The sequence below is a fragment of the Paenibacillus timonensis genome, from assembly GCF_022427145.1.
Taxonomy (GTDB): Bacteria; Bacillota; Bacilli; order Paenibacillales; family Paenibacillaceae; genus Fontibacillus; species Fontibacillus timonensis.
On the sequence record NZ_JAKSXN010000049.1, the window covers coordinates 1 to 19,637 of the forward strand.

General features: G+C 58.1%; 17 protein-coding genes. 6 read left to right on the forward strand and 11 right to left on the reverse strand.

All coding sequences use genetic code 11. The features are described 5' to 3' along the window. Positions 1-279: 279 nt before the first annotated feature. Positions 280-1,428, reverse strand: a complete 1,149-nt coding sequence (locus MJ257_RS18020) for a family 8 glycosyl hydrolase (protein WP_240270538.1) — start codon at positions 1,426-1,428, stop codon at positions 280-282. Positions 1,429-1,760: 332 nt separating this feature from the next. On the opposite strand from MJ257_RS18020, the gene MJ257_RS18025 reads away from it, so the two are divergent. The 3 genes from MJ257_RS18025 to MJ257_RS18035 are packed head-to-tail and all read left to right on the forward strand — an operon-like array spanning position 1,761 to position 4,450. After that, on the forward strand, positions 1,761-2,444 hold the full coding sequence (locus MJ257_RS18025; RefSeq protein WP_240270539.1) for a GntR family transcriptional regulator: 684 nt from the start codon (positions 1,761-1,763) through the stop codon (positions 2,442-2,444). 33 nt (positions 2,445-2,477) lie between these two features. Next, a complete protein-coding gene (gene uxuA, locus MJ257_RS18030; protein WP_240270540.1) occupies positions 2,478-3,551 on the forward strand; it encodes a mannonate dehydratase in 1,074 nt (357 codons plus the stop codon). Positions 3,552-3,595: 44 nt separating this feature from the next. After that, a complete protein-coding gene (locus MJ257_RS18035) occupies positions 3,596-4,450 on the forward strand; it encodes an SDR family oxidoreductase (protein WP_240270541.1) in 855 nt (284 codons plus the stop codon). A 170-nt stretch (positions 4,451-4,620) separates the two neighbouring features. Here the strand turns inward: MJ257_RS18035 and MJ257_RS18040 are convergent, their stop codons facing one another. Next, positions 4,621-5,109: an ABC transporter permease gene (locus MJ257_RS18040; RefSeq protein ID WP_240270542.1), complete on the reverse strand. Its 489-nt coding sequence runs from the start codon at positions 5,107-5,109 to the stop codon at positions 4,621-4,623. Between the two features lie 163 nt (positions 5,110-5,272). Here MJ257_RS18040 and MJ257_RS18045 point away from each other — a divergent pair, with 163 nt between their 5' ends. Then, on the forward strand, positions 5,273-5,905 hold the full coding sequence (locus MJ257_RS18045; RefSeq protein ID WP_240270543.1) for a polysaccharide deacetylase family protein: 633 nt from the start codon (positions 5,273-5,275) through the stop codon (positions 5,903-5,905). A gap of 138 nt (positions 5,906-6,043) precedes the next feature. Here the strand turns inward: MJ257_RS18045 and cobA are convergent, their stop codons facing one another. Genes cobA through nirB form a run of 4 tightly spaced genes read right to left on the reverse strand, consistent with a single transcriptional unit; the run spans position 6,044 to position 10,503 of the window. Continuing rightward, a complete protein-coding gene (gene cobA, locus MJ257_RS18050; protein ID WP_240270544.1) occupies positions 6,044-6,817 on the reverse strand; it encodes a uroporphyrinogen-III C-methyltransferase in 774 nt (257 codons plus the stop codon). Then, the gene (locus tag MJ257_RS18055) at positions 6,814-7,686 is read right to left on the reverse strand and encodes a formate/nitrite transporter family protein (RefSeq protein ID WP_240270545.1); all 873 of its coding nucleotides are present in this window, start codon (positions 7,684-7,686) and stop codon (positions 6,814-6,816) included. Before MJ257_RS18055 ends, cobA begins: the two co-directional genes overlap by 4 nt. A gap of 42 nt (positions 7,687-7,728) precedes the next feature. Next, the gene (nirD, locus tag MJ257_RS18060; protein ID WP_178023866.1) at positions 7,729-8,043 is read right to left on the reverse strand and encodes a nitrite reductase small subunit NirD; all 315 of its coding nucleotides are present in this window, start codon (positions 8,041-8,043) and stop codon (positions 7,729-7,731) included. 21 nt (positions 8,044-8,064) lie between these two features. Beyond that, on the reverse strand, positions 8,065-10,503 hold the full coding sequence (gene nirB, locus MJ257_RS18065) for a nitrite reductase large subunit NirB (protein WP_240270546.1): 2,439 nt from the start codon (positions 10,501-10,503) through the stop codon (positions 8,065-8,067). A 478-nt stretch (positions 10,504-10,981) separates the two neighbouring features. Here nirB and MJ257_RS18070 point away from each other — a divergent pair, with 478 nt between their 5' ends. Together MJ257_RS18070 and MJ257_RS18075 are read left to right on the forward strand one after the other, a co-directional pair. Beyond that, positions 10,982-11,587 carry an ANTAR domain-containing response regulator gene (locus MJ257_RS18070; RefSeq protein WP_240270547.1) on the forward strand — a complete coding sequence of 202 codons (606 nt, stop codon included), beginning with the start codon at positions 10,982-10,984 and terminating at the stop codon, positions 11,585-11,587. 27 nt (positions 11,588-11,614) lie between these two features. Further along, positions 11,615-12,694, forward strand: coding sequence for an anthranilate phosphoribosyltransferase (locus MJ257_RS18075; protein WP_240270548.1), 1,080 nt, complete (start codon positions 11,615-11,617; stop codon positions 12,692-12,694). A 112-nt stretch (positions 12,695-12,806) separates the two neighbouring features. Here the strand turns inward: MJ257_RS18075 and MJ257_RS18080 are convergent, their stop codons facing one another. The 5 genes from MJ257_RS18080 to MJ257_RS18100 all read right to left on the reverse strand — a co-directional run bounded on the left by MJ257_RS18080 (position 12,807) and on the right by MJ257_RS18100 (position 19,635). Next, positions 12,807-13,790 (reverse strand): aldo/keto reductase, encoded by a 984-nt coding sequence (locus MJ257_RS18080; protein ID WP_240270549.1) that lies wholly within the window; start codon positions 13,788-13,790, stop codon positions 12,807-12,809. A gap of 196 nt (positions 13,791-13,986) precedes the next feature. After that, positions 13,987-16,083 carry an alpha-glucuronidase family glycosyl hydrolase gene (locus MJ257_RS18085; protein WP_240270550.1) on the reverse strand — a complete coding sequence of 699 codons (2,097 nt, stop codon included), beginning with the start codon at positions 16,081-16,083 and terminating at the stop codon, positions 13,987-13,989. Continuing rightward, positions 16,080-17,102 carry an endo-1,4-beta-xylanase gene (locus MJ257_RS18090; RefSeq protein ID WP_240270551.1) on the reverse strand — a complete coding sequence of 341 codons (1,023 nt, stop codon included), beginning with the start codon at positions 17,100-17,102 and terminating at the stop codon, positions 16,080-16,082. The genes MJ257_RS18085 and MJ257_RS18090 overlap by 4 nt, the downstream gene beginning before the upstream one ends. Positions 17,103-17,131: 29 nt before the next feature. Next, positions 17,132-18,676: a glycoside hydrolase family 43 protein gene (locus MJ257_RS18095; protein WP_372489849.1), complete on the reverse strand. Its 1,545-nt coding sequence runs from the start codon at positions 18,674-18,676 to the stop codon at positions 17,132-17,134. Then, on the reverse strand, positions 18,676-19,635 hold the full coding sequence (locus MJ257_RS18100; protein ID WP_240270552.1) for a carbohydrate ABC transporter permease: 960 nt from the start codon (positions 19,633-19,635) through the stop codon (positions 18,676-18,678). Before MJ257_RS18100 ends, MJ257_RS18095 begins: the two co-directional genes overlap by 1 nt. Positions 19,636-19,637 lie beyond the last annotated feature (2 nt).

Consider the following 19,637-nt stretch of genomic DNA (forward strand, 5'->3'; position numbering starts at 1 on the left):
GTTTTTACAACATTATTCGAGACGGGCCAGTTAGGCCTAGTGAAATGTTGCAGTTTTTACAACATTTTTGGATACTGGCCGATCATACCCGATAAAATGTTGCACGTGATCCAACATATCGCCGGGAACACAGATTACGCGAGCCACGGAAGAAGTTCCGGGCACGCGTTTTTTGCGTTTTATGTGTTTTTGGAAGCTGGAACGGACCGCAAAGACGTGGAGGTCAGTCTGGAGCCTCGAAACGCTTCCGCCTCATGTTCACCGCCATCCCTCGTCCGATTACGCTTCGTTCCGCGGCATCCAAATCCGGTAGTTTCCGCTTAACGCCAGCAGCGCGAACAGGTAGAGGCAATTGTCGTAATAGCGACGTTTGCCGGTTCGAACCGGAGTGTTCCAGAACAGCTCGACGCTCGCTTTCGCTTGGGGGCCTTCGGCTGCCAGCGACGCCATCGCATTGGTGGCAAGCAATCCGACCGGGTGAAGCGCTGGTTCCTCGAACGGCTCGCCCGATATCGTGTAGCGGCGATAATCCTCCGGCTCCTTATCGGCGAAGAACGCCTGAATTTTGCCCGCCGTCTCCCGCTGCCAAGGATCGGCGGCGAACCACTCCCAGTCGAGGCCAAGATTAGCCGCCACCCGATAGGCATCGCTATAAAAGTGGCCGAACCCCCGCTCGTTATTCGGCGTTCCATCATAATACGCATACTCCGGCGCTAGCCCCGTGACCGGGTGGCAGGAGAGGTGCAGGTATTGCCGGCTCGCCTCGGCCGCATCCTTCCAGAACGACCGGTCCTCCGGATACGCCCACAGCGCAAACAGCTCGTAAAAATGAGGCAGATGATAGGATGGATCGGAAAACTCGCAGTTCGGGATAAACTTGATCAGCTTGTTGTCCGGATTCCACATAGGATCACCAACTCCGTCTTCCCCCTGGTGCAGACAGGTACGCAGCAAGTCCCGCGCCTGGGTGCCATAGTTGAACGGCACCTCCCGGTCGCCCCAGCGGTGGGAGGCAAACAGCAGCGCCAGTGCAAAATACTCCTCGCCGTCCGGCGCCGGCCCGTTCGACAGACGTTTGCCGTCCGGTGCGCAGGACCAGGCGAAATAACCGGCGTTCTCCCCTTCGGTCATGTACATATAAGTGATCGTCCATTTCCATAACCGGTCGAACACGTCCTGACGGTCGTATTGAACGGCCATCATCATTCCGTAAGACATGCCCTCCGTTCGCACGTCGAGGTTCCCCGTATCCAGCATATAACCCATATCCTCGCCGGAAGGGTAATAGATGCGCGTCTCCTCGTCCCCTTCAAATAATTGCTTCCACGTTTCGTCCAGCCGACGCCGGACCGCCTCCTCCCCATAGCCGTATTCCGCCAGCAAGTTCCGATATTTTCCGGTATAGAAAGCTCCTTGGCGCTCCCTCATGTATTTGCCGCCTCCTCCTCGTTTCAGCTTGTTTTGTCGAGATATCAACGTAAACGTAACACGCATCGCCCGAGAGATTCCATGTGCATTTCGCGCTTTTATTTATCCAAATCGAGCTCAATAGCCGCGCAGGTGTATGCGCATTCAAAAAGGTGCGAAACGCGTTGATTTTTTGCTTGCAAACCACAACGTTCCATACTACCATACAAGTATGGTAGTTAGATGAGTTGAGGATGGGTACGAGGATGGGTACGAGTATGAGCAAGTGTATGAGCAACGGCTAGAGCTAGACCAAACCTAGACCACAACCTAGATCAAAAGGAGGTGACGGGATGAGCGACAAATGGCTGACGCAGCCGGGATCGGCGGGGAACGCGGTGTATGCCAAGCTGAAGGAGCAAATTGTCACGCTGGAGCTGCCGCCGGGAACGACCCTATCCGAAAAAGAAATGTCGCTGGCCTTTCAAGTCAGCCGAACTCCGGTTCGGGAAAGCTTCGTGCGGCTGGCGCAGGAGGGGCTGGTGGTCGTCCTGCCGCAACGCGGCACGCGGGTATCGCTGATCGACCCCGAGCTCGTGGAGGAAGCGCGGTTTATGCGGGAACAGCTGGAGCGCGCCGTGATCCGGCTCGCCTGCGAACGGTTCCCGGAAGAAGCGCTGGCCGCGCTGGCCGACAACCTGGCCCGCCAGCAGGACAGCATCCGCCGGCACGACAATCACGCGATGTTTGCGCTGGATGAGGAGTTCCACCGCATTCTATTCGCCGGCTGCCGCAAGCTGGGCACCTGGGACGTCATCCAACAGATGAACGCCCATCTCAACCGGACGCGGGTGCTGTGGCTGACGACCGATCCGCATTGGGAGAATCTTTACGAACAGCATCAAGCCATGCGCGAAGCGATCGCCAGCGGTGACGCCGACCGGGCCGACCGGTTGATGATGGAGCATTTGCATCTCAGCATTTCCAATTTGCCGGTACTGCAGGAGCGGTATCCGGACTATTTTAAGCAAAGCTAACGCTTCGCAAATAACCAGATAGGCGGTGAAGGGATGCGAATGACATTTCGCTGGTTCGGCGAAGGCAACGACACGGTAACGCTGGATCAGATCAAGCAAATCCCCGGGGTGGAGGGCTTGGTATGGTCGCTGCACGACGTGCCCGCGGGGGACGAATGGCCGATGGACAAAATCGAGGAAGTGAAGCGGCAAGCGGATCGCTACGGTTTTCACCTGGAGGTTGTGGAGAGCGTCAACGTGCACGAGGACATTAAGCTGGGCTTACCGTCGCGCGACCGGTACATCGAAAACTACAAGCGGACGATCGAGAAAGTCGCCAAGGTGGGCGTCAAGGTGATCTGCTATAACTTCATGCCGATCTTCGACTGGCTGCGTACCGATTTGCATAAGGCGTCGGGGGACGGTTCGACGGCGTTATTTTATGAAAAAGCCCGCATTCACAATATCGATCCGTTCGAGCTGGTAAAGGTCATCAACCAAAACAGCGCGCTGACGATGCCCGGCTGGGAGCCGGAGCGGCTCACGCAATTGACCTCCCTGTTCGAAGCGTATCGCGGCGTTACGGAAGAGGGTCTTTGGCGCAACCTGGAGTATTTCCTGAAGGAAATCGTTCCGGTGGCCGAGCAGCACGGGATTAAGATGGCCATTCACCCAGACGACCCGCCGTGGTCGATCTTTGGACTGCCGCGCATCATCACCAGCCAGCAAAATCTGCGCCGCTTCCTGAAGCTGGTCGACAGCCCTTCTAACGGAATCACGTTATGCAGCGGGTCGCTCGGAGCCAATCCGGACAACGATATCATCGCGATGATCCATGAATTCCATGACCGGATCCCGTTTGCCCATATCCGCAACGTGCGCGTGTTCGACAACGGCGATTTCATGGAAACGTCGCACCGGACCCAGGACGGCACCGTCGATATCGCCGGCATTGTCAAAGCGTATTTTGACACCGGGTTCACGGGGTATGCCCGTCCCGACCACGGCCGACACATCTGGGGCGAGGAATGCCGTCCGGGGTACGGCCTGTACGACCGGGCGCTCGGCATCATGTATCTGTGGGGCTTGTGGGACGCATATGCCAAGCAGTCCGACCAGCTGAACTAATCGATCTTCCTTCATTAACGGTGAAAAAAGGAGTGGAGCAACCGATGAGCAACTTGCCAGTACATCCCGCATTGGCCGGCAAAACGGCCGTCATTACCGGCGGCGCCGGGATCCTGTGCCGGGCGATGGCCCGCGAGCTGGGCCGCCAGGGGGCAAAGGTAGCGATCTTGAACCGCACGCTCGCCAAGGGAGAAGCCGTAGCGGAACAAATTCGCGCCGACGGCGGCACGGCGGCCGCATTCGCCTGCGACGTGACGGACGCCGAGAGCGTTAAGGCAGCTGAAGCGGCCGTTCGGGAGCTTTATGGCCCGTGCGATATTCTAGTCAATGGGGCCGGCGGCAATAATGCCAGTGCGAATACGACAAATGAGATTTTTCGACTGGGGGATGACGCGAATCCCGACGTCACCAGTTTTTTTGACCTCAGCATCCCCGGCGTTCGCGGCGTTCTTGACTTAAACTTCACCGGGACGTTGATCCCGACGCAAATTTTCGCCAAAGAAATGATCGGGCGGCCCGGCGCGACGATCATCAACATCTCCTCCATGAGCTCGTACAGCCCGATGACGAAAGTTCCGGCTTATAGCGCGGCCAAAGCAGCGATCAACAATCTGACGCAGTGGCTGGCCGTGCATTTGGCGGAATCCGGCATTCGCGTGAATTCGGTCGCACCGGGATTTTTTCTGACCGAACAGAACCGCAACTTGCTGACGAACCCGGACGGATCGCTAACCGAACGTTCGCATAAAATCATCACCCATACCCCGATGCGCCGATTCGGCGTTCCGGAGGATTTGCTGGGCACGCTGCTGTGGCTGGCGGACGCCGAGACGTCCGGCTTCGTCACCGGCACGGTCATTCCGGTCGACGGCGGATTCATGGCTTATTCCGGCGTCTAGGCGGAAGCGCCTTCCCGCAGGAGCTGAGCTTGACGCCGGCGCGTCATACAGCTGCCGGTACGTTCTGGTCGTCTCGCTTTAAACGCAGAGTACAATGGCGAGACATAGAAAAACGGTTGGTATCGGAGGAACCCTCGCCTCCTGTACCAACCGTTTTTGACGTTTATGAATTAATAATCCCCGACCCGATCAATGGTGCGAAGCGTTAGCACCGCGTTCAGCAACCCCAGCAAGGCGAATCCCCCAATGATCAACCCTTGATTGAAATCGAACATATACGAGAAGTTTTGCGCCTGCATCAAAATAAGAGCGCAGAGGACGGCCGGAATCGTCGCCCGCCGGATGACGCCGAAGTAGAACAAGGGAACCAGCCCGATCAGCGCGGAGATCGCGGAGCTGACGAGCATCTGCCACAGGAATGCGGCGATTTCGGCTCCTGTGAGCGAGTCCTCCAGGAAGCCGTACGCTTCATTCAGCAAGTAGGTCGTCACGCCGCTCAACAAGAAACTCATCAACGATACGGCAAACACCGCCATCCCGATAAACACGATCTTCGCCAAGAATAACCGCCGACGGCTGATCGGATACTGCCGCAGATGCTGACGAATCAGTTCGCTGATTTCGCGGTCGTCTTCGATGAGTAAGATGGTTTTCCTCATTCCGTCACCTCTCTTGCGGTAAGTTTTTCCTTATTATAACGGGTCGCGGCCAAATGCGGGGGTAGGAGTCGCAAAAAAGGAAGGAATACGACGCCAGCGAAGAGAATAAGGGAAGGAGAAGAAAACGAAGCTTCACTCCACGCCAAAGGAGATGCGAAGAGACATGTCTAGCTATCAAGTGATCAATGAAGTTTCCGTCCGGGAAAAAGCCGTCGCCTTTACGTTCGACGACGGCCCCAATCCGCTGTATACCCCGCAGGTTCTGGAAATTTTCCGGGAAGTACAAGGAAAAGCGACCTTCTTCATGATCGGCACGCAGATCGAGAAAAGCCTGGAAACCGCGAAGGCCGTTCACGAGCAAGGCCATGAGATCGGCAACCACACTTACACGCACCCGCACCTGCCCGAACTGAGCTCCGAAGAAGTTCGCCGGGAATTGCAACTGACGGAGGAGCTGATCCGGCGGGTGACCGGGGCCAAACCGAAGGTCTACCGTCCGCCTTATATCGATACTTCCGAGGAGGTTGCCGCGATCACCGCCGGCGAATTCGGGTATCCCGCGATCGGGGCGGTGAACGGCACGGCAACGGACTGGGAGATGCCCGGCGTCACGCACATCGTGGAAAAGACGCGGGAGCAGGTTCGCCCGGGCAGCTTCCTGCTGTTCCATGACGGCTTCGACGATCGTTCCCAAACCATTGAAGCCGTGCGGATCCTGGCTGCCGAGCTGACGGCCGCCGGGTATCGGCTGGTCACGGTCAGCGAGCTGCTCGCATTGAGCGAAGCAGAATCATAAGCCATATAGCCATAAGCCCAAAAAGGCCAAAAGGGCCGCGCTGATCACGCGCTCCTTTTGGCCATTTTTCACCCGGCAGGCTTGCTGAACCTGGTGGCGAAATGTAAAAGTGCAGTTCATTTTCAACTAGACGGCCTCTTACGACCCGTAATACACTTCCGCCTGAAGTTCGAATAACTGCAACTGCTCGCGGACGCGCACGACTTCGCCGACGAGGATGAGCGCCGGGTTGCTGAGCTTCACGGCAGCAGCCAGCTTGTGCATATCGTCCAAGGTGCAGGTAAACGTGCGCTGCCTGCGGGTCGTGCCGCTTTCGATCAACGCGACCGGCGTCTGGGCCGGCTTGCCGTGGCGGAGCAGCTCCCCGCGGATGGCGGCAAGCTGGCTGACGCCCATATAAATCGCCAGCGTGTCGACGCTTTGCGCCAGCAGGTCCCAGCGAACCGGCTGGGTGTCGCCGGGGCAGCGGCTGCCGGTTACGCAGGCGAAGGAGGCGGCCGCCCCGCGGTGCGTCAGCGGCACGCCGGCGGAAGCCGCCGCGCCGAGCGCCGACGTGATGCCGGGAATCACCTCATAGGGGATTCCCGCGGCCGCCAGCGCCAGCGCCTCTTCCCCGCCGCGCCCGAAGACGAAGGGGTCGCCGCCTTTCAGGCGCACCACCCGTTTCCCTTCCAAGGCGTATCGGACCAGCCGCCGGTGGATGTCCTCCTGCGGCATCGCATGGCGTCCCGGCGCCTTGCCGCAGTAAACCAGCTCCGCGTAAGGCCCGGCGTACGCTAGCAGCTCTTCGCTGACGAGGCGGTCGTACAACACGGCCTCGGCTTCGCGCAGCCGGTTCACCGCCTTGACCGTGATCAGCTCGGGGTCGCCGGGGCCCGCTCCGACAATACTCACCGTTCCGGGGCCCTTCATAGGCGTTCCCCCGCCACGGACAACGCACGGCCGTCCGGCTCGACCGTCTCCGTTGCGGCAGCCCGAACCCCTACCTTATGCCGCAAGGTACCCTTTTGCGCGACATACAACATCAGACCGGTAAACACGACGCCCCCCAGAAAGTTGCCGATCAGGACGGGAATCTGGTTCCACAGCCACCAGTCGGCCAAGCTGACGTTCGCCCCGAGCAGCATCCCCGCCGGAATGACGAACATATTGACGACGGCATGCTCGAACCCCTGCGCAAAAAAGATCAGAATCGGCAGCCACATCGCCGCAATTTTGCCGGCCGTCGATTTCGAGGTCATAGCCATGACCACGCCAAGCGTCACCATCCAATTGCACAGAACCGCTTTGATGGTGACCAGCGCCAGCCCGCTGCCCCCCATATGCTTATAGGCCAGGGTCTTCGCTTCGCTCGTTTGGATCAGTGCCTGTACGAGCGGGTGGGACAGATCCGTGCCCATTTTCGTGATCGTCAGCCCATACAGGATCGCATAAACGGCGCAGCCGATCACATGCCCCAGAATCACCCAGCCGAAGCTGGACAGCATCCGCTTCACCGAAACGCGCCGTTCCAGCACCGCCAGCGGGATCAAAGCGAAACTGCCGGTGACGAGCTCCAGGCCCAGCAGTACGATGATCACGAAGCCTACCGGAAAAATCACCGCCCCCACGATTCCCAGCGAGGTTTGCTGCGTCGCGGTCAACGCCAAGGTTGTGGCGAAAGCGAGGATTGCCCCGCCCAAAAATCCCTTTACCAGCAGCTGCAAGATGCTGAGGTTGGCTTTATTTTCCCCTGTCTCGATCATTGCTCCAAGTACTTCCCCCGGTTTAACGTAATCCATGGTTCATCCACTCCTTTATCTGCGGCGGTATCTCAGGTAATGCTACAGCGAAATATAGATGGCTCCGGTGGCTTCATCCACTTCGGTCTCATAGACGGTCACCGCGCCGTGATCCGGCTCTTGAACGCGTCCGCTGTGCAGGTTAATCTTCCAATCGTGCAGGGGACAATGCACGGCCGAACCGCACACCATCCCTTCCGACAGCTTGCCGCCTTTGTGCGGACAGCGGTTCTCGACCGCGTGGACGCTGCCGTCGCTGAGGCGGAAGATGGCGACTTCTTTGTCTTCGATCATCACCGTCCGCGAGCCGAGCCGATCAATGTCGTCCAAACGGGCGACCTGAATTTTAGTCAACATAAGTTCTCCCCCTCGAAAAGATTACGAATTTTGCAATTGCACGTCTTGCAGCGGTTCGAAGTTTTTGCGCAGCTCTTCGTTTTCGATGATTTCCTTCCACGGGTCGGTCGTCCGGCTCAGGGTATCCTCGATCCGTGCAGCCAAAGCCTGGCGTTCTCCGGCTTGCTCCAGCACGGCCTTGATGGCGTCCAGCCCTACCCGTTCGACCCACTGGGCGGTGCGTTCGTTCCAGTTCGCCTGCTCGCGGTAATGCTGCAGGAACGCGGCCGTCCATTCGACGACCTCGTCTTCGGTTTTCACCACGCAGAGCAGATCCGCCGCCCGCACCTTCACGCCGCCGTTGCCGCCGACATGGATCTCCCATCCGCCGTCGATGGCGACAACCCCAAGATCCTTAATCGTCGCTTCGGCGCAGTTCCGCGGGCAACCCGACACCGCCAGCTTCACTTTGCCCGGCGTGTTCAACCGCTCGAACGCCTTTTCCAAGCGGATGCCCATCCCGATGGAATCCTGCGTGCCGAACCGGCAGAAGGTCGAGCCCACACAGGTCTTCACCGTCCGCAGCGCTTTGCCGTACGCGTGGCCGGACGCCATGTCCAGCTCCTCCCACACCTTCGGCAGATCCTCCTTCTTCACCCCGAGCAGGTCCAACCGCTGTCCGCCGGTAAACTTCACCATCGGGACCTCGTATTTCTCCGCGACCGCCGCGATCCGTTTGAGTTCGGCCGGGGAGGTGACGCCGCCGTAAATCCGAGGCACGACGGAGAAGGTTCCGTCCTTCTGGATGTTCGCGTGGTACCGTTCGTTGGCGAAACGGGACTCTTTTTCGTCCACATATTCGGCCGGCCACAACATCCCCAGATAGTAGTTCAACGCAGGACGGCATTTGGAGCAGCCCTCCGATTCGCGCCATTCCAGCACGTTCATGACCTCGCGCACGCTTTTGAGTCCCATCTCCTTGATGCTTGCAACGATTTCGTCGCGGCCCAGCGGCGTACAGCCGCAAATGCCTTCCTTCACCGCCTTGACGTCGCCTTCCGCATATAAATGCAACAGTCCCTCCACCAGCGGTTTGCACCCGCCGCAGGAGCCGGACGCCTTCGTGCATGCTTTAATCTCGCCTACGCTGGCGCATCCGCCCTTCACGGCATCGACGATCGTGCCTTTGGTGACGCCGTTGCAGCCGCAGATGATTTCATCGTCGGCCATCGCCGCCAGCCGGGCATTCGGGGAGGAGGCCCCTGCCCCTGCTTGCCCCGGGGCGTAGCCGAGCAGCAGCTCCTTCTCCTTCCCGGCCACGGATTCGCCGCTTTTGATCTTGGCGAACAGCGAAGGTCCGTCCGTCGTATCCCCAAACAGCACCGCACCGATCAGCCTGTCGTCCTGCAGGACGATTTTGCGGTACGTGCCCTCCAGTTCGTCCTGAATGCGCAGCGAGCGCGTGCCCGGAGCGTCATTGAAGTACCCGGCGGAAAAGACGTCCACCCCTGAGACCTTCAGCTTCGTCGAAGTCACGGATCCTTCGTACCCGGCCGTATCGGCACCGGCCAACCGCTTGGCCAGCACGCTGCCCTGCTCATATAGCGGGGCGACCAGCCCGTAGGCAATGCCGCGATGCTCGGCGCATTCCCCGACGGCGTAAACGCCCGGCGCGCTGGTCTCCAAGTAGTCGTTCACGATGATGCCCCGCGCTACCTCCAGTCCCGCCTCTTTCGCCAGCTCGATGTTGGGCTTGATACCGACGGCCATCACGACCAGATCGGCTTCGAGCCGGCTTCCGTCTGCGAACTCCAGACCCTCGGCCCGACGCCCGCCGTAAATGTTCGCCGTTTGCTTCTGCAGCAGGAACTTCATGCCCTGTGCCTCCAGCTCGCGCTGCAGCATCCGCGACGCCGGCTCGTCGAGTTGGCGTTCCATCAAATAAGGGTGAATGTGCACGACCGAGACGTCCATGCCGAGATGCAGCAGGCCGCGGGCCGCCTCCAGGCCGAGCAGGCCGCCGCCGATGACCGCGGCTTTCTTATATTTGCGGGACGCCTCCATCATCCGCTCGCAATCCTTAATGTCCCGGAACCCGATCACGCCTTCCTTGCGCGCTCCCGGAATCGGCAGGATGAACGGGTTCGAACCCGTGGCCAGGATCAGCGCGTCGTAATCGGCCTCCGCCCCGGAGGCCGACACAACCTTGCGCTCCTTCGTATCGATCTGGACGACCGCATCGCCCAGATGAAGCCGGATTTTATTTTCCTCGTACCAAGCCAGGTCGTTAATCACGATCTCCTTCATGTCCGCCCCGCCCGCAAGTACAGAGGACAATAGGATTCGGTTATAGTTCGGATGCGGTTCTGCGCCAAACACCGTAATTTCATACGCCTCCGGAGCCAGCTTCAATACATGCTCCACCGTTCGCATTCCCGCCATCCCGTTCCCGATCAACACCATTTTTTTCTTTCGGTTCATCTCCATCTCCCCTTTCTCGTATCTCCAAAAAAACACAAAAAGCCTGCTTCGCCCCTAGAAACACGCAGCTTTCGCGTATTTCCACGGATTGCGAAGACAGGCTCCATTGCCGCTTCTTGCGGGTACCCCATTGTACCCGGCATTCCAAATATGGAATTTTGAATGATGCAAATTTGAATCAAGCGTTTGGTTGTCATTTACTATATAAGAGGATGGTGGCGATGTCAATATATATTACATAAAAATATGGTGATCAAATTTTTAGTGTAAGTTTTTGTGACATATGTATTGATTTTTCAGAAAAAAGGCGCGAAAATACATTTATCCATTAAAATTTGAAATGTAATGTCAGGTTTTCTTTCCTCCCTTACCTTCGGAACAACGCTTAATCCTTAAACCTTTATCCTTTATCGCTTTAAAGCTCAGCACCCGCTTGGATTTGAAACACATCGTTATGGATAGGAGGGATCACCTCTCGATGCGCTTCTTACTGGTCATTCGCGAAGCTGCATTACCCGGGACTGCTCCGGCAGATCCCCTGAAGTCTTTGCCCTTGGCTGAACCCGAAACCCTCCTCAAAACGAGCGGGTATCAGGTCTTCTCCTCCTGTCAGGAGCCGCAAATCCGCAAACGGATCAAGGAGGTGGACGCCGCGGTGCTAGATATGCCGATCGAGCGCATGCCGCGCTGGGGCACCTTGCTGCTGAAGTGGAAGCCGCTCCCGCTTCTCTGGTGGTGCAGCCCCGACACGGCAGCGTCCTCGCTCGAGGCGTGCGAAACCGAGGTCCCCGTCGACGGCCTGCTCTCCCCGTCCATGACGGCGTCGGAGCTGCATTGGGCGCTTCATTTCAGTGCCAAACATTTCTTCGAACGCCGGACCTGGCAGGATGAACGGGCCCAATTGGTTTCCCGGCTGGAGGAACGGAAGTGGATCGACATGGCCAAGAGTATTCTGTGCGGCGTCAACAAAGTGTCCGAAGCCGAAGCTTACGATTTGCTGCGCAAGCGGGCGATGAACGAACGCAAACGGATGGTGGATGTGGCGACCTCGGTCGTCAAAGCCCACCAGCAATTGAAATTTTGAAAGGAATTTAATAAAGGGGGGCTCCCGATGACGATGACAGAAATCCTGAAGGAAGTAGGCCGAGGCAAAAGAGGCGCCCGCGACCTGACCTACGAGGAGGCCGCGAGCACCGCCGAGCTGATGATCGGAGGCCATGCGACCCCGGCGCAAATCGGCGCCTTCTTCATGGCGCAGCGGATCAAGCTGGAGAGCGTTGATGAGCTGAGGGCGTTCGTCACCGTCTTCCGCAAGCATGCCCATCGCTCGCCCATTCCGCAGGGGTTGGACTGCGCCGGGCCTTACGACGGCCGAACCACCTCCTTTATGGCGACGTTCGCCACCTCCTTTCTGCTGGCCGCGGGAGGTTTGCCCGTCACGCTGCACGGTACCCCGTCGCTTCCGCCGAAATGGGGCGTGACCCTAACCGATTTACTTAGCGAATTAGGCGTCGATAGCCGCTTGATGGAATGGGCGCCCGCCGCCCGCCCGGCGGATTTTGCCGGAGTCCGGTTCGTGCCGGCCGAGGTGTGGTGCCCGCCGCTTGCGAAGCTTCGTCCGATCCGCGAGGAACTGGGCTTGCGGACGATCCTGAATACGATCGAAAAGCTGCTGGACTTCAGCGACTCGCCTTTTTTGGTGTACGGCGTATACCATAACACGGTGTTCGACCGGATGGCCCAGCTCATCGAGCAGCTGGATTATCGGAGAGCGTTGATCGTCCAGGGGGCGCAGGGCTCGGAGGACCTGTTTATCGATCGGCCGACGCGCACGTATGTCGTAGGAGACGGCGAAGCCAAACTGCACGTGGTCGATCCGGAGACCTACGGGTTGGACACCCCGCTGCCGGAGGAAGACGACACGGTCTGGACTGCGGCCAAGCAACTGAAAGTCACCGAACAGGTGCTTCAGGGAGATGCACATCCGGCCTACGTGAATCAGGTGTTACTGAACGGGGCGGTCCGCCTGGAGCTTGCCGGGCGCGTCGATTCCGTCGAGGAGGGCATCTACACCTGCAAAGCGCTGCTGGACGACGGCAGCCCGTGGGCCACTTACTGCAGCTGGCGCGACACCCTGCGCTTGGAACAGGCGGCCGCCACGGAACGCGCAAAAGCCCCCCATCAAGCCTGATTACAGGCTGAGGGGAGGCTTTCTCTTTAGCAGCGTATCCACGGTCGGTTCGAAATAGCGGTAATTTTTCACCTTATTTCGCCCATCCGGTCACCGAGGCGCCCCAACCAAATTAATAAGCTCCGCGAATATGCTGGGCGACCTCGGATTGGTAGAACGCGGCCAGCCGCATCAGCTCAGCTTCGCTGAACGAAGGCACGTCGATCGCGCCGAGGTTGTCCTCGACCTGGCGTACGTTGCGGAAGCCGGGGATCACGCAGGTCACTTCCGGCTGATCGAGAATCCAGCGCATCGCCGCGCGGGCCATGTCGCCGCGGCCTTCGGCGATCCAGTCCAGTTGCGCCGCCAGCTCGACGCCCTTGGCGAACGGCAAGCCCGCAAACGTCTCGCCGACGTTGAATTGCTCGCCGTTGGCATTAAAGCTGCGGTGATCGTCCGCAGCAAACGTCGTGTCCGGCTTGAACTTGCCGGTCAGCAGGCCGCTGGCCAGCGGAAGCCGCACGAGAATGCCGACGCCGGATTCCTGTGCCTTCGGCAGCAGCTGCGTCAGCGGCTTCTGGCGGAACAGGTTCAGGATGACCTGCAGCGCTTTTACTCCCGGAACGCCTAAGCAGAACAAGCCCTCTTCCACCGTCTCCACGCTAACGCCGTAATGGCGGATTTTGCCCTCCGCCTGCAGCTTGTCCAGCACCTCGAACACCCGGCCGTCCTTCAGCACGGACAATGGCGGGCAATGGATCTGATACAGGTCGATGCGCTCGCGCTCCAGCCGTTTCAGGCTGGCTTCGCAATAGGCCCGCACCCGCGCTTCCGAATACGTCTCCAGGTCATGGATATCGCCGGCGCGGCAAAATTTCGTCGCAATATAAATGTCGTCTTCCTTCCCCTTGGTTGCTTTGGCGAGCAACTGCTCCGCATGCCCGTCGCCGTACACATCCGCCGTATCGAAGAAATTAACGCCTTCCCCGATCGCTTTATCCAAGCCCTTCAAGGCCTCATCATCATTCGTGTTGCCCCAGCTGCCGCCGATGGCCCAAGTGCCGAAGCTGACCTCACTGACTTTTATCCCCGTATTTCCAAGCTCCCGATATTTCATCGGTCTTCCCTCCTAGTAAAGTGTGGTGAGCGCTGCTTCTCAATAACTCCGTTCCGAGTCACAAGAGTGTAGCATGTCTAGGTCTCCAATTGGTGCTGCATACTTCAAAAGAGGCCCTTCCAACCAGAAGGGCCTCTTCCTATTCTACACCGAAAACGCCCGTAGAATAAAGCGTTTTCCCTTTTGCAATTTTCCTTTAGTAAATCGTTCTTCCCCGTTCGTCCGGTACCCCGGATTTGCGGTAAAAATACGTGTTGACGACGTCGCGCCAATGCTTGGCATGTTCCGCCTGCTCGGCCAGCCGGTCCGCCACCGCCGCATGCAACAGCGGATCGACGCGATCCCGGAGCGCCTTTGCATCCCAGGTTTTCTTCAGCCTTTCCGCCGCCTCGGCTCCGGCAAAATGCGCGTCATAAATGTGCTGGATCACCGTTTTCCCCGAATGCAGCCGGTGGCTGTAAGGTACATGGTGGAAGAACAGTAGCAGCTCATCCGGACACTGATCCAACGAATCGTACATCTCCCTGTTCGGGCTGAAATACTGCGACGTATATCCCGTCCCCGTGGCGATCGTCCGGTTGACCCCAATTCCATCCCGATCGGCAAAATGATACGTCCCCCAGCGCGAATACTCGTACCCGTCAACATCGGGTCCATAGTGGGTATGCGGCACCACCATCCAGCCGACGCCAAGCGGTGCCGTGTAGCTCTCATAAATCGGCCAGGAGGCCATCAGCATTTCGCGGATCGGACCGGTCACCTCCGGATCGTTGCCGAAGGTCAAGCCGGCCCATTCCTCGGCAATCGTCTCCGCGGAGAGCTCCGGGTTCCAGATCAGCCGTCCATAGCCGAATAAGTTGGCCTGCGCCAACGGATGACCGGTCCAACTCTCGTCGTCGCCGATGTTGGACACCGCCGCCACGCCGCTGTACTTCATGCCGAACAACGATCCGTCCACCACGCGTTTCACCTCTGCACCTGCGTCCGCTGCATGCGTGTTGAAATCCAGCACTTGCTTCCATTGCGGGACCAGATAACACAGATGCCGCTGCTGTCCGGTGTATTCCTGCGTAATTTGGAATTCAAGCATCTGGTTGGTGTGCCGTATGGCGCCAAACAACGGCGATACCGGCTCCCGCACCTGAAAATCCATCGGCCCGTTCTTGATCTGCAGCAGTACGTTGCCGCGGAATCTGCCGTCAAGCGGCTTGAAATGGTCGTAGGCGGCACGGGCCCGATCCGTCGAGCGGTCCCGCCAATCCTGCATGCAATTGTAGACGAAGCAACGCCAGATCACCAACCCGCCGTGCGGGGCCAAGGCATCTGCCAGCATATTCGCGCCGTCGGCATGGTCTCGTCCGTAAGCGAACGGGCCTGGGCGATGCTCCGAATCGGCCTTCACCACAAATCCGCCAAAATCCGGGATCTGCCGGTAGATCCGCTCCGCGGCATCCGCCCACCACCGGCAAACTTCCGAATCCAACGGATCGGCCGTGTTCAAGTCCCCTAGCGATAACGGTGCCGCAAAATTAATGCTCAGGAACACCGCAATGCCGTAATCGCGAAACACTTCGGCCACGCGGGCAACCTCCGGCAGCGATTCCTCGGTGATCCACCGCGTCTCCCGTTCATGCACGTTCACGTTGTTGATCGAAATCGCATTGATTCCCACCGAAGCAAGCAAACGCGCGTAATCCCGAACGCGCTGCAGATCCTGGACAATCTCTCCATCCCGATAAAAGATCGATGCCCCCGCGTATCCCCGCTCAATCGACCCGTCGGCATTATCCCATTGATTGATCATCCGCAGCGGATTTGCCGGGTATTCCTCGGCAATTAGGCGGTCCGGTTCCCAGCCCTGTGCGATGCCGAACAATAGACGAAATACCCCGTACAATACGCCGTTTGCCGATCCGCCGGCCAACTCCAGCCGCTGTGCCCCATCTACCGAATCCATCTTCAGCCTGAATCCATCCCGCCCGGCGTTCCACCTGGCCGGCTCGAAGGAATTCCGCTCGGACTTCAGCCCGGACTCCGGCCCGGACGCATCCCCCGCTGTCGTATAAAGTACTAGGCAGGGGCCCGCAGACGGAATTTCATTCAGCACCTCCGGCCGGATCCCCAGCATCGCCTGCAAACCTGCGCTTAGCTCGGCGATCGCCGTAGCCCATATCCCGCGTTGATCCTCCGCGACGGCGATTCGGCCCAGCAACTGACGGTACGTGTCATAAGGGTCACCTAACGGCTTGCTTCCATACGGGAGCCATGCTTTGTATAACCTGCTCCCGTTCATGTCCGTTTCTCCGCAGCCAGCGCCGCAACGCGCTCAAACGCCGTCTTCGGACGGTGATAGGCGTCGAATAGAAACGGCCAGTTTTTCCGGCCACGGACCGGGAAATCGTCCAGCCAGGTGTAATCGTCCGCCGCCCCCCAGAAGGTCACTCCGCTGATGACATCACGATACTCCAGCAGCAGCCGGAACAAGGACTCATAACGTTCGGCTTGCCGCTCCAGCATGCCCGGCTCCGGCTCGGTCAAGTCGATTCGCCGGTCTTCGAAACGGAACATCGACACATCCAGTTCGGTTAATTGCAGCTGCAACCCCAAGGAAGCATATTTCTCAATCGCCGCCCGAATCTCATCCAGCGACGGATCGAACAAGTTCCAGTGGGCCTGCAAGCCGACGCCATGAATCGGCACCCCTTGCTCCAGCAGCGATTGGACGAGCGTGTAAATCTTATCGCGCTTCTGCGGGTTCGATTCGTTGTAGTCGTTATAAAACAATAGGGCCTGCGGATCGGCTTCATGCGCATACTCGAACGCTTTCGCGATAAAGTCGGGGCCCGCGATCTCCGTCCACTTGGAGGTGCGCAGCAGTGCCTCGCCCTCGTCGGCGATCGCCTCGTTGACAACGTCCCAGGCGTAAATCTCGTTCTTGTAGCGGCCCACCACGGCGTGAATATGCTCCCGGACCCTCCCCAACAGTACATCCTTGCCTACCGTTCCGCCCTGGCGATCTCGGAACAGCCAGTCTGACGTCTGGTTATGCCATACCAGCGTATGTCCCCGCATGGCCATCCCGTGCTCTCGGGCGAATTCGACCAGCCGGTCCGCAGCTTCGAACGTATACGTCTGCTCCTCCGGATGCACACTGACGAATTTCATCTCGTTCTCCGCGGTGATGCTGTTGAAATGATGAGTCAGCAGAGACTCCTGCGTCCGGATCGTCGATGGATTGACCGCTGCCCCGATTTTAAAGTCCGCCGCAAACAGCCCCTTTAATGACGGCACCGAATTGAACGTTTGATTCATGTTGGTTTCCTCCTCTGCTTATCGCGGCCTTAACGGATGTCAAACCAATCGAAGCAAGCCGGAGCCTCGCATGCCGCACCGTTGCCGGACGCATATAAACCGACCACAACGCCGGTAAAACACATCTTCCGGACGTAATCCTCGGGAGACAAGGATAAGGCGGTCTCCGAAGCCAATTCCGTCCACTGCCGGCCGTCCAAAGAATAGCAAAGCGTGTATGTGCTCTCGTCCGAGCGGATTTTCAAATACACATAGTCCGTATACACGGGCACGATCACGGCGACTCGCGTCTCCCCGCGGACGGTCAATCGGGCAATAACCTTGTTCTGACCGTCGTCCCGCGTAAGAAACACCTCATAATGCGCGGCCTCATCGCGGCGAGCACACAGACCGGCCTCTTCGCCGTCCCGGATTCCTTTAAATTGCAGGAACGTGCTCCATTCCGCCGTGGTCCGTTGCTGCCTTCTGCCGACGAAAGCGACCGAAGCCACATCGTTCAACCCCGCAGCCTGGCCGCGCAAGGCCAGCCAACCTGGGCGTTCGCTCAGCGACCAGCTCCCCTCCTCCGGATTGCGAAGGAACGTCCAGGCCGGAGAAAGCGTATCCCGATCGAAATCATCTTTTTCCGCCAATGAGGGTTCTCCGGCGTTCTCGGATGCATTCCCCGGCACCCGCGGCACGCTCATCCGGAGCTGCACGCGTCCCTCGTTGTTGTCGATCATCGGCCAGCCATCCTCATTCCAGGTTACCGGCGCCAGGAACGTTTCCCGGCCCAACACGCTGAAGCCGGAACCAACCAGGCGTACGCCGAGAAACACAGCCCACCAATCGCCGTTCGGGTCTTCAATCAGGTCCGCATGACCGAGGTATTGAATCGGATGCTCCATGCTGCGGTGGGTCAAGATCGGCTCCGCATACAGCTCGAATGGGCCGTACGGCGTGGGGCCGCGGCCGATGATTTCCCGGTGATCCTTGGCGGTGCCTCCCGAAGCGGTCATGATGTAATACATTCCGCGGATTTTATACAAATGCGGTCCTTCCGTCCAAGGCCCGCCGTCCCCCCGCCAGATCACGACCGGTTCGCTTAACGCCTCGCCGGTAGTGATGTCGATTTCGTATTGGATGGCATGGGAATCGTAATCGGCACCTTGCTGCGCGGTCACGTATACCTTCCCGTCGTCATCGAAGAACAGCGATGGATCAATGCCGCCATAAGGGATGCGGATCGGATCGGACCAAGGGCCCGCGGGATCAGCAGCTGTCACGTAAAAGTTGCCGATCCCCCGCACATCGGTCGTGATCATGTAAAATACGCCGTTATGGTGCCGAATCGTCGGCGCATAAATGCCGTCCGAGCTTAACCGATCCCGAAGATCCAGTTGGCTTGGCCGGTCCAGCACATGCCCGATCTGCTCCCAATGGATTAAATCCCGGCTGTGAAAAATCGGTACACCAGGAAAATATTCAAACGAACTATTCACCAAATAAAAATCATCCCCGGCCCGAGTGATGCTCGGGTCGGGGTAAAATCCGGGTAAAATCGGATTCGTGTAAGAGACAGGGGATTTCATCATTATTCTTTGACACTCCCTACGTTAAGTCCAACGACGAAATATTTCTGCATGAACGGATACACCAGCAGAATCGGAACGGAAGCGACGACGGTAACCGCCGCCCGGATGGACAACGGAGTTACCATGGCAGCAGCCGAATCCTGGGTCATGCCGGCACCGTTTGCGACAGCCGGATTGCTGTTCGCGTTCATACTGGAAGACAACAGCTTCATCAGCTCATATTGCAGAGTACTGAGTTCCTGCCTGGAGGAGGTATACAGGAACGCATCAAACCAGGAGTTCCAGGCCCCAACGGCGACGAACAACGCGATGGTCGCCAATACCGGTTTACATAGCGGAAAAATGATCGACCAGAAGATTTTGAAATCACCGGCACCGTCAATTCTTGCGGACTCTACTAAGCTTTCTGGGATCGTGCCGATATAAGTCCGGATGACGATTAAGTTAAATGCGCTAATCATCGACGGAACGACATAAACCCAGAAGGTGTTGATTAAGTGCAGATCCTTCATCAGGAAGTACCCCGGAATCAAACCGGCGTTAAAATACATCGTCAATACAAAGATCGTCGTTATCGGTTTGCGAAATACATATTCCCGCCGGCTTAACGTATAAGCCAGCATCGTCGTCAGGAAAATGTTCAGAAGCGTAGATAACACCGTTCTTGCTACCGAGATCAGAAAAGCATCATAAATCGTCCCGGAAACGAAGATCGCCTTGTAGTTCTGCATCGTGAACTGTCTCGGCCAGAGGTAGAGACCGCCGCGAATCGTATCATTGCCGGCATTAAAGGACACCACAATCGTGTTTAAGAACGGATACAACGTGACGATGACCAGCATAATCATAAAAACGGTATTGAAAGTATTGAACAAAATCGGTTCAATGCGGCCTCTTCCGACCCGTCTCTGCAAAGCGGCAGCAGATACTCTCTCCGGGCTGATCGATTGGTTTGCCATCT

Coding starts and splice junctions, on each gene's coding strand:
- MJ257_RS18020 (WP_240270538.1), bottom strand. CDS start 1,428: ATGAGGGAGCGCCAAGGAGCTTTCTATACCGGAAAATATCGGAACTTG.
- MJ257_RS18025 (WP_240270539.1), top strand. CDS start 1,761: ATGAGCGACAAATGGCTGACGCAGCCGGGATCGGCGGGGAACGCGGTG.
- uxuA (WP_240270540.1), top strand. CDS start 2,478: ATGCGAATGACATTTCGCTGGTTCGGCGAAGGCAACGACACGGTAACG.
- MJ257_RS18035 (WP_240270541.1), top strand. CDS start 3,596: ATGAGCAACTTGCCAGTACATCCCGCATTGGCCGGCAAAACGGCCGTC.
- MJ257_RS18040 (WP_240270542.1), bottom strand. CDS start 5,109: ATGAGGAAAACCATCTTACTCATCGAAGACGACCGCGAAATCAGCGAA.
- MJ257_RS18045 (WP_240270543.1), top strand. CDS start 5,273: ATGTCTAGCTATCAAGTGATCAATGAAGTTTCCGTCCGGGAAAAAGCC.
- cobA (WP_240270544.1), bottom strand. CDS start 6,817: ATGAAGGGCCCCGGAACGGTGAGTATTGTCGGAGCGGGCCCCGGCGAC.
- MJ257_RS18055 (WP_240270545.1), bottom strand. CDS start 7,686: ATGGATTACGTTAAACCGGGGGAAGTACTTGGAGCAATGATCGAGACA.
- nirD (WP_178023866.1), bottom strand. CDS start 8,043: ATGTTGACTAAAATTCAGGTCGCCCGTTTGGACGACATTGATCGGCTC.
- nirB (WP_240270546.1), bottom strand. CDS start 10,503: ATGAACCGAAAGAAAAAAATGGTGTTGATCGGGAACGGGATGGCGGGA.
- MJ257_RS18070 (WP_240270547.1), top strand. CDS start 10,982: ATGCGCTTCTTACTGGTCATTCGCGAAGCTGCATTACCCGGGACTGCT.
- MJ257_RS18075 (WP_240270548.1), top strand. CDS start 11,615: ATGACGATGACAGAAATCCTGAAGGAAGTAGGCCGAGGCAAAAGAGGC.
- MJ257_RS18080 (WP_240270549.1), bottom strand. CDS start 13,790: ATGAAATATCGGGAGCTTGGAAATACGGGGATAAAAGTCAGTGAGGTC.
- MJ257_RS18085 (WP_240270550.1), bottom strand. CDS start 16,083: ATGAACGGGAGCAGGTTATACAAAGCATGGCTCCCGTATGGAAGCAAG.
- MJ257_RS18090 (WP_240270551.1), bottom strand. CDS start 17,102: ATGAATCAAACGTTCAATTCGGTGCCGTCATTAAAGGGGCTGTTTGCG.
- MJ257_RS18095 (WP_372489849.1), bottom strand. CDS start 18,676: ATGATGAAATCCCCTGTCTCTTACACGAATCCGATTTTACCCGGATTT.
- MJ257_RS18100 (WP_240270552.1), bottom strand. CDS start 19,635: ATGGCAAACCAATCGATCAGCCCGGAGAGAGTATCTGCTGCCGCTTTG.